26 protein-coding genes and 1 tRNA gene are annotated in these 14,241 nt (G+C 47.5%); 20 read left to right on the forward strand and 7 right to left on the reverse strand.

What is annotated here, in order from left to right:
• The first annotated feature begins 122 nt into the window (after positions 1-122).
• The 10 genes from GACE_RS07005 to GACE_RS07050 all read left to right on the forward strand — a co-directional run bounded on the left by GACE_RS07005 (position 123) and on the right by GACE_RS07050 (position 7,059).
• Positions 123-1,247: a tyrosine-type recombinase/integrase gene (locus tag GACE_RS07005; protein WP_158413823.1), complete on the forward strand. Its 1,125-nt coding sequence runs from the start codon at positions 123-125 to the stop codon at positions 1,245-1,247.
• 46 nt (positions 1,248-1,293) lie between these two features.
• Positions 1,294-1,536 (forward strand): hypothetical protein, encoded by a 243-nt coding sequence (locus GACE_RS07010; RefSeq protein ID WP_048092275.1) that lies wholly within the window; start codon positions 1,294-1,296, stop codon positions 1,534-1,536.
• Between the two features lie 6 nt (positions 1,537-1,542).
• Entirely contained in the window at positions 1,543-1,938 is a 396-nt protein-coding gene (locus GACE_RS07015; RefSeq protein ID WP_048092277.1) for a hypothetical protein, read from the forward strand.
• A gap of 33 nt (positions 1,939-1,971) precedes the next feature.
• Positions 1,972-3,498 (forward strand): hypothetical protein, encoded by a 1,527-nt coding sequence (locus GACE_RS07020; RefSeq protein ID WP_048092279.1) that lies wholly within the window; start codon positions 1,972-1,974, stop codon positions 3,496-3,498.
• Between the two features lie 75 nt (positions 3,499-3,573).
• Complete coding sequence (locus tag GACE_RS07025; RefSeq protein WP_048092281.1) at positions 3,574-4,953, forward strand: hypothetical protein; 1,380 nt, start codon at positions 3,574-3,576, stop codon at positions 4,951-4,953.
• Entirely contained in the window at positions 4,925-5,257 is a 333-nt protein-coding gene (locus GACE_RS07030; protein ID WP_048092283.1) for a hypothetical protein, read from the forward strand. Before GACE_RS07025 ends, GACE_RS07030 begins: the two co-directional genes overlap by 29 nt.
• Positions 5,250-6,188, forward strand: a complete 939-nt coding sequence (locus tag GACE_RS07035; protein WP_148305946.1) for a hypothetical protein — start codon at positions 5,250-5,252, stop codon at positions 6,186-6,188. Before GACE_RS07030 ends, GACE_RS07035 begins: the two co-directional genes overlap by 8 nt.
• Positions 6,185-6,445 carry a hypothetical protein gene (locus GACE_RS07040; protein WP_048092287.1) on the forward strand — a complete coding sequence of 87 codons (261 nt, stop codon included), beginning with the start codon at positions 6,185-6,187 and terminating at the stop codon, positions 6,443-6,445. The genes GACE_RS07035 and GACE_RS07040 overlap by 4 nt, the downstream gene beginning before the upstream one ends.
• 121 nt (positions 6,446-6,566) lie before the next feature.
• Positions 6,567-6,824, forward strand: coding sequence for a hypothetical protein (locus GACE_RS07045; RefSeq protein WP_148305947.1), 258 nt, complete (start codon positions 6,567-6,569; stop codon positions 6,822-6,824).
• A gap of 46 nt (positions 6,825-6,870) precedes the next feature.
• Positions 6,871-7,059 (forward strand): hypothetical protein, encoded by a 189-nt coding sequence (locus GACE_RS07050; RefSeq protein ID WP_048092291.1) that lies wholly within the window; start codon positions 6,871-6,873, stop codon positions 7,057-7,059.
• On the opposite strand, the gene GACE_RS07055 is transcribed toward GACE_RS07050, so the two are convergent.
• Entirely contained in the window at positions 7,056-7,316 is a 261-nt protein-coding gene (locus tag GACE_RS07055; protein WP_048092293.1) for a type II toxin-antitoxin system RelE family toxin, read from the reverse strand. The two genes, GACE_RS07050 and GACE_RS07055, sit on opposite strands and share 4 nt — an antisense overlap.
• Before the next feature lie 55 nt (positions 7,317-7,371).
• Between GACE_RS07055 and GACE_RS07060 the strand changes: the two genes are divergently transcribed.
• Positions 7,372-7,575, forward strand: a complete 204-nt coding sequence (locus GACE_RS07060) for a DUF2283 domain-containing protein (protein ID WP_048092295.1) — start codon at positions 7,372-7,374, stop codon at positions 7,573-7,575.
• Between the two features lie 19 nt (positions 7,576-7,594).
• On the opposite strand, the gene GACE_RS07065 is transcribed toward GACE_RS07060, so the two are convergent.
• The 3 genes from GACE_RS07065 to GACE_RS07075 are packed head-to-tail and all read right to left on the reverse strand — an operon-like array spanning position 7,595 to position 9,574.
• Positions 7,595-8,683 (reverse strand): transglutaminase-like domain-containing protein, encoded by a 1,089-nt coding sequence (locus GACE_RS07065; RefSeq protein WP_084063691.1) that lies wholly within the window; start codon positions 8,681-8,683, stop codon positions 7,595-7,597.
• Positions 8,680-9,177: an outer membrane protein assembly factor BamD gene (locus tag GACE_RS07070; protein WP_048092299.1), complete on the reverse strand. Its 498-nt coding sequence runs from the start codon at positions 9,175-9,177 to the stop codon at positions 8,680-8,682. The genes GACE_RS07065 and GACE_RS07070 overlap by 4 nt, the downstream gene beginning before the upstream one ends.
• Before the next feature lie 43 nt (positions 9,178-9,220).
• A complete protein-coding gene (locus tag GACE_RS07075) occupies positions 9,221-9,574 on the reverse strand; it encodes a winged helix-turn-helix transcriptional regulator (RefSeq protein WP_048092300.1) in 354 nt (117 codons plus the stop codon).
• Between the two features lie 140 nt (positions 9,575-9,714).
• Here GACE_RS07075 and GACE_RS07080 point away from each other — a divergent pair, with 140 nt between their 5' ends.
• The 9 genes from GACE_RS07080 to GACE_RS07100 all read left to right on the forward strand — a co-directional run bounded on the left by GACE_RS07080 (position 9,715) and on the right by GACE_RS07100 (position 13,303).
• Positions 9,715-9,894: a hypothetical protein gene (locus GACE_RS07080; RefSeq protein WP_048092302.1), complete on the forward strand. Its 180-nt coding sequence runs from the start codon at positions 9,715-9,717 to the stop codon at positions 9,892-9,894.
• 3 nt (positions 9,895-9,897) lie between these two features.
• Positions 9,898-10,053, forward strand: coding sequence for a hypothetical protein (locus tag GACE_RS11715; protein WP_158413824.1), 156 nt, complete (start codon positions 9,898-9,900; stop codon positions 10,051-10,053).
• A 2-nt stretch (positions 10,054-10,055) separates the two neighbouring features.
• A complete protein-coding gene (locus GACE_RS11920) occupies positions 10,056-10,178 on the forward strand; it encodes a hypothetical protein (RefSeq protein ID WP_318249152.1) in 123 nt (40 codons plus the stop codon).
• Positions 10,179-10,301: 123 nt separating this feature from the next.
• Positions 10,302-10,430: a hypothetical protein gene (locus tag GACE_RS11925; protein WP_318249154.1), complete on the forward strand. Its 129-nt coding sequence runs from the start codon at positions 10,302-10,304 to the stop codon at positions 10,428-10,430.
• Positions 10,423-10,602: a hypothetical protein gene (locus GACE_RS11555; protein ID WP_148305948.1), complete on the forward strand. Its 180-nt coding sequence runs from the start codon at positions 10,423-10,425 to the stop codon at positions 10,600-10,602. The genes GACE_RS11925 and GACE_RS11555 overlap by 8 nt, the downstream gene beginning before the upstream one ends.
• The gene (locus tag GACE_RS07085) at positions 10,592-10,807 is read left to right on the forward strand and encodes a hypothetical protein (protein WP_048092303.1); all 216 of its coding nucleotides are present in this window, start codon (positions 10,592-10,594) and stop codon (positions 10,805-10,807) included. The genes GACE_RS11555 and GACE_RS07085 overlap by 11 nt, the downstream gene beginning before the upstream one ends.
• The gene (locus GACE_RS07090) at positions 10,794-11,090 is read left to right on the forward strand and encodes a hypothetical protein (protein ID WP_048092305.1); all 297 of its coding nucleotides are present in this window, start codon (positions 10,794-10,796) and stop codon (positions 11,088-11,090) included. Before GACE_RS07085 ends, GACE_RS07090 begins: the two co-directional genes overlap by 14 nt.
• Before the next feature lie 28 nt (positions 11,091-11,118).
• The gene (locus tag GACE_RS07095) at positions 11,119-11,439 is read left to right on the forward strand and encodes a hypothetical protein (RefSeq protein ID WP_048092307.1); all 321 of its coding nucleotides are present in this window, start codon (positions 11,119-11,121) and stop codon (positions 11,437-11,439) included.
• A gap of 1 nt (position 11,440) precedes the next feature.
• Positions 11,441-13,303 carry a hypothetical protein gene (locus tag GACE_RS07100; RefSeq protein ID WP_048092309.1) on the forward strand — a complete coding sequence of 621 codons (1,863 nt, stop codon included), beginning with the start codon at positions 11,441-11,443 and terminating at the stop codon, positions 13,301-13,303.
• Positions 13,304-13,316: 13 nt separating this feature from the next.
• Here the strand turns inward: GACE_RS07100 and GACE_RS07105 are convergent.
• The 3 genes from GACE_RS07105 to GACE_RS07115 form a co-directional block, all read right to left on the reverse strand.
• Positions 13,317-13,389: transfer RNA gene (locus GACE_RS07105), tRNA-Gln, on the reverse strand.
• Between the two features lie 52 nt (positions 13,390-13,441).
• Complete coding sequence (locus GACE_RS07110; protein WP_048092311.1) at positions 13,442-13,813, reverse strand: hypothetical protein; 372 nt, start codon at positions 13,811-13,813, stop codon at positions 13,442-13,444.
• The gene (locus GACE_RS07115) at positions 13,810-14,205 is read right to left on the reverse strand and encodes a thioredoxin domain-containing protein (protein WP_048092312.1); all 396 of its coding nucleotides are present in this window, start codon (positions 14,203-14,205) and stop codon (positions 13,810-13,812) included. Before GACE_RS07115 ends, GACE_RS07110 begins: the two co-directional genes overlap by 4 nt.
• Positions 14,206-14,241: the final 36 nt, after the last annotated feature.

Below are 14,241 nucleotides of genomic sequence, written 5' to 3' on the forward strand. Positions count from 1 at the left end.
GCTTTAAATTTCGTGTTTGGTGAGTCAATAACATGCATTTTCACGGAGATGTTAAACGATTAAAAGCTCAAGAAAGGCTTATTGTTCGTGAAGTTAAAAATAAAAGGAGTAAAGAGCTCATTTTGGAGTTTAAAAAATCATTACTTGCTGAGGGCATAGGTAGGCTCAGAATTGCAAGGTATCTGTCAATTTTAAGAGTGGTTGCGAATTGGATTGAGAAACCCATGGATGAATGGGGGGAAAAGGAAATTGTGGACGTGTTATCAAGGCTTGAAGAGATGGATTACGCTGTTGGTACAAAGAATGAATATCGCAAAGCCATGAGGAAGTTTTTCAAGTGGTTACATGGGGAGGACTGGAAGTATCTGAAGCTTTTGAAGAAGATTAGGAAGCCAGAGAAGAAACCTGTTGTTTTGAGTGAAGGGGAAATAATCGAGATGATTGAAGCTGCGGACAATCCGAGAGACAAGGCGCTGATTGCTGTGGGCTATGAGGGTGGATTTAGGATTGGAGAGCTTGGCAATTTGAAGATAAAGGATATTATTTGGGTAAACAGTTCAAACGGTGAGTTAAAAGCGAGAGTTAAGGTAAAGGGCAAAACAGGAGAAAGAGTGGTTCCACTTGTTTTGTCTGCACAATATTTATGGCGCTGGTTGGAGAACCACCCTAACAGAGATGACCCCGAGAGCTATGTTTTTTGTAGCTTGAGTCAGCGAAACTGGGGCGAACCAATGCAATACCAGTCTTTCCGGAAGATCATTGAAAAGGTTGCAAGGCAAGCCGGAATTAAAAAGAGGGTGTATCCACATATTTTGAGACACTCGAGAGCAACAGTTTTGGCAAATCACTTAACCGAGGCTCAAATGTGCGAGTACTTTGGATGGGTGCAGGGCTCAGGGATGCCAGCCATATATGTGCACCTTTCAGGCAGGGATATTGACAAGGCGATAGACAAGTTATATGGGCTGGAAGATGAGGAAAGGGAAGATACTGGAGTTAAGCCCAAGAAGTGTCCACGCTGCGGCTACCTGAACGCCCCGACAGACTTCTACTGTGGCAGGTGTGCTCTGATCCTTGATGAGTCCAAGCGTGTGGAGCTGGAAATGGAGGAGATGAAGTTCATGAAGGAGGTCATGGACATGATGGATCCTGAGACGATCAGGAAGGCAAAGGAAATGGTCGAGCTTGTTGAAAAGATGAGGTCTAATCCGGAGCTGTTTAACCTTCTTCTCCAGATTAGGGATTAGTTTTTTTAGCGGTTTTATATACTGGAAACCTATTTTCTGTTTTAAAATGAGGCGCCAGCATACAGACTTTGCAGTATTGCTCGCACTCTTTGTTGTTCTGGAGTTGCTACTTGACGCCCTCGCTGGGGACTGGCTGAGGCAGGTGGTTCAGCAGTACCTCGGAACGGTTCCCGCAGCTCTCGGTTTTGTAGCGGTGCTGGCGCTGATATACGTGCGGGTTAGCAAGTACGAGGCGCTGGCTGGGTTGAGTGGCGGGAAAAAGAAAGGAGGAAAGAAAAGGAAAAGGTGAGGTGAGATGGCGAGATATGGGAAGTATTATGGAGGGGCCTACAGGAAGGGGAACGTTAGCATATATGAGGCTGCCCTGTTTGTGGTTTACGTGATTGCAGGCGTTGCGACGTTCGGACTGGGCAGCATAAATCTGGCATGGGTGACAGACTTCAGCTTTTGGATTGTGCTTGTCAGCGCTCTGGGCGTCTTTGCTCTGGACAAACAGGTAAAGAAGAACCAGAAGGTTACAGCCCTGGAAATTGGAGCTTTGAGCGTTGCCATAGGACTTCCGCTGGCTGCTGCTGGGTATCTGACTTCTATTGGCATAGACATAAGCACCTATCTGGCTGATGCCACTAACGCTTTCATAATGCTGATTGTCAGCGTTGGCGCTCTGATTGTAGCAGCAAAGCAGGACTGAACTTTAAACTTATTTTTTGCCGAGGTGGTGGCTGTGAGCGATAAGAGAAAAGCAGTAATGGCGGCTCTGATGCTAATGATGCTGATAGGGCAAACGGTTGCAATCCCGCTTATAATTCCCATTGCTGTTGGCTTTGCGGCTTCGAGTGTCTTCGGTTACTGGCTTGGAATTCAGGACTCTGAGAACTATCAGGAGTTAATTCAGCAATATGAGGCACAGCTAACGTCAAACACGGTTCAGAATGACATTAACACTCGTTTGTATCTGCAAGAGATTTACGCAAGAGATAACAATATAATTTCGCTTGGTCAGGATTTGCTTAAGTATTCAGAAAACTATGCGTGGGCTTTGGCAAAATACAACGCTCTTAAGGTCATAGACTATGAACTGACTCAGAACGGGAGCGATTTCTTGACAGCAAAGACAAAAGCGAAGCAGGCAGCACATGACGTTGTTTATAATTACTATTTGAACTTGACGAGGAATATAATAACGCTTGCTAATGAATCTGCTGGACTTTTAAACTACTCTCTGAACTATTATCTGTCGAACGTGAGGGTTAGTACGGTGGAAATGTTTGTTACTGGGTCTCAGGCTGATGGATCTATTATTATAACATACTCAAAGATCACCTATAATCCAAACACAGGTTCATATGCGGTCACGTATAGTGGCACGACAGATAAACAGGTTTATGCGAACTCCATTATTCTATCGACTGCAACTGTTAGCGCGTTAGGCAATAGTTACACTTACAATGTTGTTAAAGCGCAAGTTCAAAACACCAATAGCTATGATCCGGATCCATATGCTTGGGTTACAATCAATAAGGTTTTGATTGGTGGGGATTTGGTCTATGATCGGTCAAACTATACTGTAATTCTTTCTCAGATTGACAGTGAATATAACATGATCAACGCAAACATAGATGCATACATTGATGGACTGGCTCAGGACTATGTGGCTAATTGGAACGTCACGCAGTTGATTGATCCGTACATTCTCGCAGGGCTTCTCAATAACGATCTAAATCAGACTGGTTATTATGGCTATGCGGCGGCAGAGCTGGCGTTATTGGGGCTTAATACGACAGGAATAAACAAAACAATAACCATAACTGTTTATGACGGCAATAACACAACAACGCTTGAAGGCTGGCTTTTCACCGATTGGACCGGAACACTTGAAGTAGGGAAGAACTACACGACAGACAGCAGTTATAAGTGGTTCTTTGTTGCAGATGACGGAATTTATGACCTGACCGGCTACAATTTCACGGTTGGAACTATCAGGGACTGGCAGGATAATGAATTGACTAATGTAACGCTTACGAGGTATATAAGCCATACTGGGGATGTTCTGAAGATGTATGATGAATTAGCACAGATAAGACAGCTTTACGAGGAATACATCAACAATCTGCAGGCAATGGCAGCAGGAGGATCAGGTGGAGGTTTCAGCCTCTCCGAGTGGTGGGCGTCGCTTGATCAAGCAGCAAAGATTGGCGTCATAGCAATTGGTGCAGTTGGAGTTTACGCAATTCTTGGAAGGAGAAGGTAAACTCTCCTTATTTTTTACACGGTGATTCTCATGGCCAGGGCGTTAATTCTTTTTTTGATTTTATTGGTGCTACCCGTGGCTTCAGCGGACTACATCGACATGTCCAAGTTCGCCAAGCAGAACACCACGGTTCAGGAGCTCGGAAAGTTCAGCAGTCAGCCAGATCTTGTTTACTGGAGCAACGAGACCAAGAAATTCATAACTGGAACAGGGAGCAAGTGGGACATTGATAAGTGGGCCTACGTTGTGGACTACGACCTTGACGAGGGCTGGATTCTGATCCATGCCAGCAGAACCGAGCCGGTCACAGTTGTTGACGTCTTTGGCGGAGTCTGGAAGAAAACAACCATACACAAGGGCTACAACCGCCTGAATTTCTCAGGAGTGCAGGAATATGCAGGGCTGAAAGTCGTAACAATTGGTTCTCCGTGGGGATTCGCAATCCTGAAGCAGAAGCGAGATCTCTTCTATTTTGAAGATTATCCCATAGCTATCCTTAAGTCAGAACTTGCCAAGTTCGGCTGGCAAAGGGCGGCTGGAGCTTTGGGTATATTTCTTGTCGGCTTTGCTCTGAGCTATTGGCTGAAGAGGGACAGGCTCCTGATAAGCTTCGTTGACAACCTGATTATCCTCGTTGCCTGCGTTGTTCTGATTCTGGCTATTCTGAGCGTTGATTATTCAACGGCCGTGATAAAGGTCCCTACCAGCAACGCCACAATAACCAAACAGATCCCGGCTCTGGAGCTGAGCAGGGAGAAGATCAGAGATATGTATAACTGGGCTTTTGCAGTCTTCTTTGTTCTCGGCTTCATCCTTGCAAGGTATCTGGCGGACTACGAAAAGCTGTATCTTGCGATCGTTGATTACTCCAAGCCTATAAGGCTCTACGAGCTGCCATACCTCCCAAAGCTGAACCTCATCAGGGACCATGACAACAAGCTGGCGAGGATCAGCTTTAAGGGTGACTTCAGGCAGCCGGTGAGCTTTGAGCTTGATGGAGAAGCTGTTAAGGGAATTCTGGCCGTAAATGTGGAGGACAAGGTCAACGACAGCAAGACAGAGTTTAATCTGAGATACAGCCTGATTGCCTTCTTTGGCATGCTCGTGATCAACGTTGCTGCCGATTTCTTGAACGTCTTCCGGATCGACCTTGCTTATTCGCTGTTCCTTGCGGTGCTTACTGCCTTTATCTTCAACGTCAGGGCGATAAAACAGCACTTCAGCCTTGAGGTTACAAAGACCAAGCTCGTTGAATGCAGCGAGATCATGAACGAGGACAGCTATACAAAGATGCTCAAAACCGCCCAGATAAAGCAGATCGCCGAGGACTACAACAAGCTGCTTAGGGCCTACGTGAGGGAGAAGATCACACAGCCGAGGAAGACGATAAGCGAGCTGCTGAGCGTGATAAGGGAGGTGAGGCAGGTTGAGCAGGATAAAGCTAAAGGAGAATGACAAGATCGAGCAGCTCAGGAGGTTCATAGCCTACAGACTTTCGGCCAAGCACGGCTTTGGAACCCTCGTTTTTGATCCTCACGGGGACAGCCTGATCTTCATCCTCGACATCGCCGAGAGGGAGTTCGGGAGGGGGGCGAGGGACGAGCTGTTTGAGTTTCTCGCACCCTACCATAAGATGAGGGTGCTGAAGACCCTCCAGCAGGAGGGGGTCAAGCAGAAGCTCTGGATGGCCGCCACGGACCTTGCGGATAGAGAAGATCTGAATGAGCTTTTCGAGGGTGAGGTGGTGGACTTTGAATAACAGGCTCATGCACGCAATTCATTCGGCAATAGAGAACGACGGGTTCCTTTTTATCGGGATCCTTGGAGATAAGGGGCTTGGGAAGACTGTTGCTGGGATGAACATAGCCTATGAGGTTCTGAGAGGCTGGAACCATGTTCTGAAGCACACCATATTTACGATCAACGACTTCAGCAACCTGCCATACAGGGACGACCTCGTCAGGCACTCGGACGGCAGGGTGAAGGTGGTTCTGTGGGACGACTTCGCCCTACATACGAGCAGCTACGGGTTCAGCAAGCGTGGTGAGAGGGATCTGCTGGTTGACTTCATCGAGGACTTCGAGGTTGTCAGAGAGGAGGTTGCTGTTCTGATTGTAACCGCAGCTACATGGGAGATGATCCCTCCGAAGCTGAGGGATGCGGCCCACATTTTCATCCAGATGACCAAGAGGGGTAAGGGTGAGATATGGGCGAAGCAGAGGGGCTGGCTTTTCCTGAGGAAGGATTACAGGAAGATCGGGGAAATTGAGACTGCAAAGATCCCGGACGACGTGTATAACGCTTACAGAGAGATGAAGCGAAAGGCAAAAAGGGTCAAGGAGAAGATGAGCCTGCTCAAGCAGAAGGAGAAGGCCGAGAAAATTGCCGAAGAGCTGACTGAGGAGGACTGGCAGGACGAGGATCTCCTTGTCGCCCTCGGCATCAAGGACATGCACGGGAACTTTACAGAGTTCGGCAGTATGGTATATAGGGCGTGGGAGGAGAGGGTGGCCAAAAGCGGGGCCAATGCCTTAATTCTCGCAGATCTCTTTACAGAAGCTGTTTCTCAGAGAAGGTTCGAGGCCATACTGAGGAGCTGTGGAGTCAAGGGCAACAAGGACAACCTCAGGCTCGCATACAAGGAGCTGGTCAGATACCTCGAAAGGAGAAGTCTGGAGATGGAGGTATGACGGACTTCCTGAGCGCTTCCCCTCTCCTTATTCTTGCAGCACTCGGAGTTGTTTCGTGGCTGACCGAGAGCAGGGCGGTTAAGCTAATCACCCTGCTGTTCTTCTTTGGCTACCCGCTAATGCAGGGAAAAACAGCCATGCCGGGGCTGGATCTCAATCAGGTGCTGGACTTCATTTTGGGCACCGCAAACTACTGGCTGAGTGAGGCGCTGAACGCTCTTATCGAGTACGTCAGGCAGAAAATCAGCCCCCTGTAACCCTGTTTCATTTTGTGCAACGTTTCAAAAAGAAGATTTCATGAAATAAAACGTATTCACATTCACCGTGGGGTCAAGCTTTATAATATGAGATCCAATTTGCCAGTTTGGGGTGGGAGCAATGCAGGACTACAGGTTCAGGGTGCTGATTAAAAGCGGAAACGGGAAGGACCACGCCGTGGCGGTTGATGCGAGGAAAATAGCTCTGAGGAACAACATAAACAAGGTGAACGGAACCTACAGGCTGGATCTTGAGCAGATCAAGGTCGAGATGGGGGAGGATCTGGTCATGGAGTTCTGGGAGATTTTGATGTATATGCTGCCCTTGGAAAAGGTTAAAAGAGCTATTGAAGAGTTTGCTGAGAGGATGAGCTTTTGAAATCGGGAAGATAGCTTTATAAATGATGGATCCAACAATGATTCGTATGCAAACCGCTGCCAGTAAAAGAATTCTCGAGGACCTCAAGGAGCTCAGAGACAGACTGGACTCACTCATTGAGACCTTGGAGATAATGAGTGACGAGGAGCTGATGAAATCTCTGAAAATGTCTGAAACTCAGCCAGAGAAAAGGGAGTTCAGGGAATTTCTGGAAGAGCTGGATATTGACGCTTAATAGCTCTTTTTTCTGTGGGAAACAGCCCTTAGAATAACCTTCTTTTCGTTTTCGTTGATTTCATAAATAATCCGGTATTTTCCTACTCTCAGAGACCACAATCCCGAGAGATCGTAGGAAAGAGGTTTTCCCAGATACGGGTTATCTTCCAGCTTCAGGATGGCTTTGGCCAGCCTTTCAGCCAGTGGTTTGTCTTTTCTGGTTAGATCTCTGAACTGGCGTTCAAATTCATCTTTTGTTACAATGATCCAGATCATCACTCCTTTTTTATCGAAAACCTAAAAAATCTTTGTGCATGGGTGAAGATAAGGTATGGTTTCGCTGGAATTTGATCCTGAAGTCAACGCCATGTTCATAAGGTTCAAAAAGGAGAAGGTGGCGGAGTCGGAGTCTTTAGCTGATAATGTCATCGTGGATCTAGATGAGAATGGAGAGGTTTTAGGGATAGAGATTCTTCTGCCAAAGCTTGCGGAGGAACAGAGGGAGTTCGTGGCGAGGTTGAAGGCTAAGGTTTGATCAATGGAGATAAGCTAATTCAAGGCTTGTGGTTTCTTAGGTATGTCTCTTCGAGTGTGAAAATTCTTTTGATTACAAATTTTTTGGGCTTCAGTCCTCCTGTAAGATATCCGAAGTCGTCTGAGTAGGCGTTGTCCACGAGGAGATAGTATTCATCGCCAATTTTGTAATAATCTACTTTTCCGAGAACTGGGAGGAATTCTGTGGGGGATTTGATCTTCACTATACATATTGCGTGGTCTGGAATGTTCAGCTCTGTATTCACCGCTGCGATGTATGCCTCATAGCCGAAATATCGGTAGTAGGCACACTCGAGGATGGCCATGTCCTCGCAGTCTCCGGCCCGATCTTTGATGGTTTCATAAGGTGATTGCCAGTATTCGTTTCCGGGGTAAGGGTCTTTGGTGTCCTCACGGTATTTTATGTTGGCTTCGACCCACTCGTAGAACCCTATGGCGTTGTTTCTGTATTTCTCGAATATTTCCGCAACTTCCGGAGGAACGATTCTGTCTATAGTCAGAATCTTTGTTTTTGAGAGGGTCGCTGTGGGGTTGCTGGTTGGTTTGGCAATCACCTGAGCCTTGACTATGGCTTTTTCATAGCCGAGGTTTAGAAAGACGATCTGAAAGCTCCCGGAGACGACACCCTGTTTTTTGCCGAGAGTTGCAGGGCTTGTGAATGAGAGGGCAGGATAATAGTTGAAAGACTTCCGGCTCAGGAGGAGCTCCTTGTTCGTCTGGTCAGGCACGACATAAACAAAAACTGGCCTCGAAGATGCGAAAGAAAAGCCGAGCTCGATATTCCCGGAGGACTTCATGTATATTGCGTAGGTTTGGCCATAGCCGATTTCGAAGTCATACATTTTGCTTATTGCAGATGCAGACGGTGTGGGCGTTTTGACTGGTTGAGGCGTGGTGGTTTTGGCAGTTTTCTGGAATGACTTTTGGTATTCTTCGAGGCCTTTACTCAGCTTTTCGTATTGCTGTTCTATCTGGGATTTTGTTTCGTTAATGTCTGGCTTTTTGGCATCCTGAACGTCAGAACAGCCTGAGATCATTAAAGGAATAAGTAAAGCAATTAAAATGGTTAGGAATCTGTAGAGCTTCATATCTGTTTTAGGAGTTCTGTTACTTTATCCATTTTGCTTATTGCCTTGGATTCCTTGTCAGTCCAGTCCTTAAAGGCGTCTTCGACCTTCTTTTTGGCCTCGTAATAGGAGGGATCCGGGATTGGAGTCATGGGGTCGAACCACATTCTGAGGGTAACGTACTTGCTGAAAGAGTCGGAGGCGTCTATGAAATACTGGGTGGCTTCGATCCATGTATTTACAAGCTCTTTCTCTTTGTCAGACTTTGCAGAATTTCTGAGCTTTTCGAGAGAATTGAGAACTGTCTGGAACTTCACCTTAGCCTCGAGGGCTTTGTTGCTTGCTTCAGTGTACTTTTTCTCATTGAGCTTTTGCTTTGCCTCTACATACTCTTCAAAAGCAGAGTTAAACTGGGAGAGTATGGCAGTGGCCTCAGATTTGAACCCTGACTGGGTGCATGCGGAGAAAACAATGCTTAGTGTTAAGATTGCGATCAACATCAAACTTCTTTTCATGATACAGCACTTTAATCTGAGCTATTAAAAATTTGCTATTTCCCTAATTATCATCCAACAATTCGTTGATAAACTTCTCTGGATCCTTAGGTGGAGCCTTGGAATGATACTCTTCAAACTCCTTCTCAATCTGCTCCAGAAGCTGGACAACTTTTTTACCGAGAGGAGTGAGTTCGTAAAATTTTGTTCCTGTAGGAGTATCGTGAATGACTGTAACTTGGATTAAGCCGAGGTCACTAAGTTCTCGTATTCGATAGCTGAGAGATTTCTTATCCTTCAAAATTTCAAGAAGCTTGCTCCATCTTTTTTTCCCGTTTTTGAGTGTAAGCAGAATATCAAGTGCTTTGGCCTTTCCGAGAGTGTTGAGTATTGTATGAAGCTCAGTATTGCCAGTCATTAATCAAATTTCTGTTGGTGATATTTAAGTTAATAGGTTGCTAATAAGTTGCTAAAACGTTGTTTTTTAGCAAACCAATTAGTTACCAAATGGAAACCTATAAATAGTGGTTAGGACATATTACTGTTGGGGGTTGAGGTATGAGACTCTGGGCGGATGTACCGGAAAGGTGGAAGCCCCTGATCAAAAAAGCGAGAGACATAGAGGGCTGGGATTCTCTGTCCGCATACATCAGGGAACTCATCAAGAAAGACCTCGCCAGCAAGGGGCTCCTCGGCGTGAAGAACGGAGAGGGTGAGGCTGTTCTGCAGGAGGGCTGACCCATGCAGGAGACCGACCTCTCCCCGATAGAGCGGGCAAGGAGGCAGTACGTGGACATGATCCTGAGAGTCGAATTCGTCAGAGCTGATGAACTCCTGAGAAGGCAGAGGGAGAGCCTGATTGATGCTGACTGTGACGCAGAGGTCTGGGAGGGCTGACCATGGCGGCCGTCTATGCCCTCGAGTGCTCGTTCTGTGGCTCAAAGCTCGCTCAAGATGATGCCGTGATGCTTGGATGCTGTCCTGTTTGCAGGGACTGCTACGGGAGGCTGACTGGGCGATGAGGTGCCACGAGTTCACGGTCTGGAGCCCTTTCCGCTGCAGGCTGAGGAGGCCGCAGATTTGCAGGCACTTCGACCGTGAGAGGGGTGAGTGCACGAGGCCGTGGCTGAAGGGGGCGGTTCGGCATGCTCACGCTTGACGACTTCATCGAGGCCGGGGCATGCCCCTGCGGTGGAGCGCTTGAGAGGATCCGGACGGGCTGGAGATGCACGAGGTGTGGCTGGGAGGTAGTCGAGGCTGGCGGAGATGCCTGAGGTCAAGTATCCGGGGCTTAACAGGATGGCGGAGGAGCTGAGCAGGATCCTGAACAAGCACCCTGCAACATTCAGGAACACCATCCTGAGCAACGTAAAGCACCTGCTCGAGAATATTCCGCCTGAGGAGCTTCTCCCAATTTTTGAGGAGGATGAGGAGAATGGACGATGACACGCTTTGGGCTATCGTGATTAACGGCTCGCCCATGGCCGCCGCCTTCGCCCTTGCGATCCTCGATAAGAGGCTCGGCGGCAAGATCTCCGAGCTGAAAAGGAAGCTGGACGAGATGGATGCTCCCCACCGAAAGAGCGGTGTTGCCGGTGCAATTCCGGCGGGGAGCAAAAACCTGAGAGGTGTGGCGTATGGCAGAGGCTAAGGAAAGGGTGGATAAAAAGGTTGAGGGGAATGGTGAGAAGGTTAAGAGGCCGGTCGAGACCGTGAACGTCTTTACGAGCAACGGGATTCTGAGCTTTTCAGTCTGGGAGGGCGGAAGCATAAGCGTGAGGGTCAGCAGGAGGAAGGACAACGGAGATGAATACGAGACCGTCTGGAGTGGCAGGATCAACCCCGTGGACTTCATAAGCCAGTTCGGAGAATTGCGAACAGTCGCAAAGACGGCACAGGACGAGCTGAAGAAGATCCTCGGTCAGGAGATCTGATTTTTTATTTTTTATCCCGGTGGTGGCTATGCCCGAATACTATCAGAACGTCTCCCTCGATCTCAGAAATGTGGATGAACTGGATTTCGGATTCTATTATGACAGCAAAAAGCACAGATACACCATTTCCCTGAATAGCGGAGAGGAATATCTGAACGTAACGAGAAAAGAGGGTGAGGTAATTCTGTCATTTCTGAAGATCCTTAGGGAGTTCATCAGCCGAGCTGACTCTAAGGATTTTTCGAGTGAGCTGCGCAACCAGGATGGCGAAAATCCCTTCGACATCCTGGAAACGGATCCTGTTCTAAGGAATGTTCGACTCCCAAGGAAGACTGAAAGCATGATGTAGCATGCAGAGGGTAGTCTTTGCAGTCTCACCCTTCACACAGGAGTATGAAATTTTAGGAGTAGATGGTGAGATATACAGAATAAAGCCCAATGAGGTAATTATCCTTCCAAAGCTGAATGCTGAGGTTTTTGAGAAGAATAACGTTGGAAAGATCGTAGGCATTTATGAGGATCCGGGTTTTGACTGGGACAGATATCTTGAGAGGTTCCTTGAGGGAGACACAGATATTTCAGATCAGATCCTCGAGGAGGACCCCGTAAAAGCATGGGCCAGAAACCTGCTCAAAATCGAACTTGCAAAACCGAGCCCCGACCCAAACAGGGTCATCGAGCTTAGGATGATCCTCTCCGGCAGGAACCCTGCCCAATTTTATTCAACCCAAGGGAATAAAAATACCCCCACTCCTGCCCAGACCCGGTCTGCACAGCCCGGCCCCACGGGTTTATCTCGACCTATTTACAATACAGCACAGGTCAATAATTCTGACAGTTTTATAAAAGAAGATGATGAAATTAACAGCAACTGGTTAAGGACTGTCTTTGAGACCTATGGGCTGAGGCTCGTAACAACCCTGCAGGCTTTCAGGGTTGCGGGGCTTGATGAGGTTGGGATTCAGGACTATGCAATTCTGGATTACGGTTATACGAGGGTTGAGCCACACGAGGAGTTTGTCAGGCTCCTGAAGCACTTGGGTTATGGGGAGGACGACGTTTATGCGAGGGTTCTGTTCGACCATTACAGGTGTGAGAGGCATGGGGACGTCTTCAAGCCTGCTCTGGACTTTGCCAAGGATGCCCGCAGGGAAGGGGAGCAGATTAAAAGGAGTTTCAGGCTCATAGCCGGGCGTTTGCATCCTTTAAAGAAGCATAGCGATGCAAAAAGGTATTCAGCTTTAAAGCTTGAACAGTTCAGCGCAATTGCGGACGCTGTTAGGAAGAAAGGCGTTGTGAGTTACAGGAAATTTGACGAGGTTTTATCTGAAGTTAAGCAGGAGAAGAGGGATCTGGCGCTGATCTGGATGGTCTTCACCATTCCTGACGTTATCTCCGAGTACCTCGTCAAGGAGGATGTGAAAAAGGCGAGAGAGGTAATGAGAAAGGCTGTGAGGAGCGCCTTGAGGAGGTTCCTGAGGAAGTACCTGAAAAAGCACGAGAATGTTCCCTACGATGGCGACTTTAAAGAGGGCGGCGTTATGAACGTCCACATCTGGAGCAGCAGCCAGCCAATCAAGCCACATCTGCACGTCCATGTTGCATTATGGAATTTCGTTGTCTGGAATGGCAAATACGTGAGGTTCAGTCCTTACTTCCCGAAAGAGTGGATGGCAGAGCTGAGGGAGTTGTGGAAACGGGAGTTTTTCAGGTATTTGAGGAAGGCGGGCTTTGGAATGTACCTCGATAAGGAATACTGCGACGTTCTGGATGATACCTATGAGTTTTTCAACATCTACACCCAGTATAACTGGTTTAAGGATGAGAGTTTTGGAAAGATCCTCCATCATCTCCGTTACAATGCCAGAAAGGCAGTTATTGACATTAACGAGTTTTTCTATTCTGGGGTTGGGTTTGACGACCTGACTGATGATCAAAGAGAATGGCTTGGCTTTCTGATCCAGTACAGCAACAGGACTGGCAATTTTGGCTTTATGAACAACTGGAGAAAGGTGTTCAGCGTATCGAAAGACAGAGTGGTTGAATTCCTTGAAAGGCTTAAGACTGAGCATTATGAATACTGCCCGATCTGCAAGAGAAAACTTGAAAGGGTTGGTGTTGTAACAATCGATGAGATTGCTAAACGTCGGCGTCTGCTCGTTCTCTGGTGGTTTGACAGAAGGATGACTGTGGAGGTTTGGCGGGGGCTCTAAAATTGGAGTAGGATAGCCCCGCGGGGATTCGAACCCCGGTCGCCGGCTCCAAAGGCCGGCATGATTGACCGCTACACCACGGGGCTGCCATGGCAAGGTTAAAGTGCCGATTTTTATTGATTTTGTTGAACCGGGCAGCTATCCGAAAACCCTCTCGGAGATCGCTATCTGTGCAATGCCGAAAGCGTATGCGGTGAAGCAGAATGGACAGAAGTAGCTGTTAACCACAGCATACGTGCCGAGAAAGGCAATCCCAAAAATCCCGGAGAACCGCCAGAGGTCGATATATACCCTATTTTTAAGAATTCCCCAGAAAATTACAAGCGAAAACGCAAACCACAGAAGGCCAAAAATCGCTGGGAGATGTTCCGGGACGAAGGGTATCCTGAGAGTGCCGCAGACATCTGTAAAACACGAAATGGAGTCGGCAAACAGAAGATACAGTGAATCAGCAATCCCGGCAACACCAAGAACCAAGCCCACCTGTTTCATGCTGTCCAGCCTGCTCATTCTTTCACCTCTATCCCTGCAGCTTTTGTGAGGTTGAGGATCTGATCTTCTCCCACAAACAGATACCCCTTGTTGTCCTTGACCGCAAGAATGGTGGGGACTCCGGGGATCCGGACCTGTTTTGCAATCTCCAGGCATTCCTGACTCAAGGTATTTTCTCCGGCAGTGAGGTTGCAGAAAACAATATCATAGCTTTTGGCCATCTCGGTTACATAGGGTTTGACCTTCTGACAGTGAGGACACCAGTCAGCATAGAAATAGTACATTTTTGCCCCTTCGAGGGCTTCCGGCTTTTGATTGCCATATTCACCACCTGCCGATAGAAAAAGCAGCATGGCAATCAGTACGCCTGACAAAAATGTAACTAAATACAAAATCGGTTTCCTTTTCATGAACCAAAAACGGAAAAGAAATAAAATAAATCTTTC

It is taken from the genome of Geoglobus acetivorans (genome assembly GCF_000789255.1).
Lineage (GTDB): Archaea > Halobacteriota > Archaeoglobi > Archaeoglobales > Archaeoglobaceae > Geoglobus > Geoglobus acetivorans_B.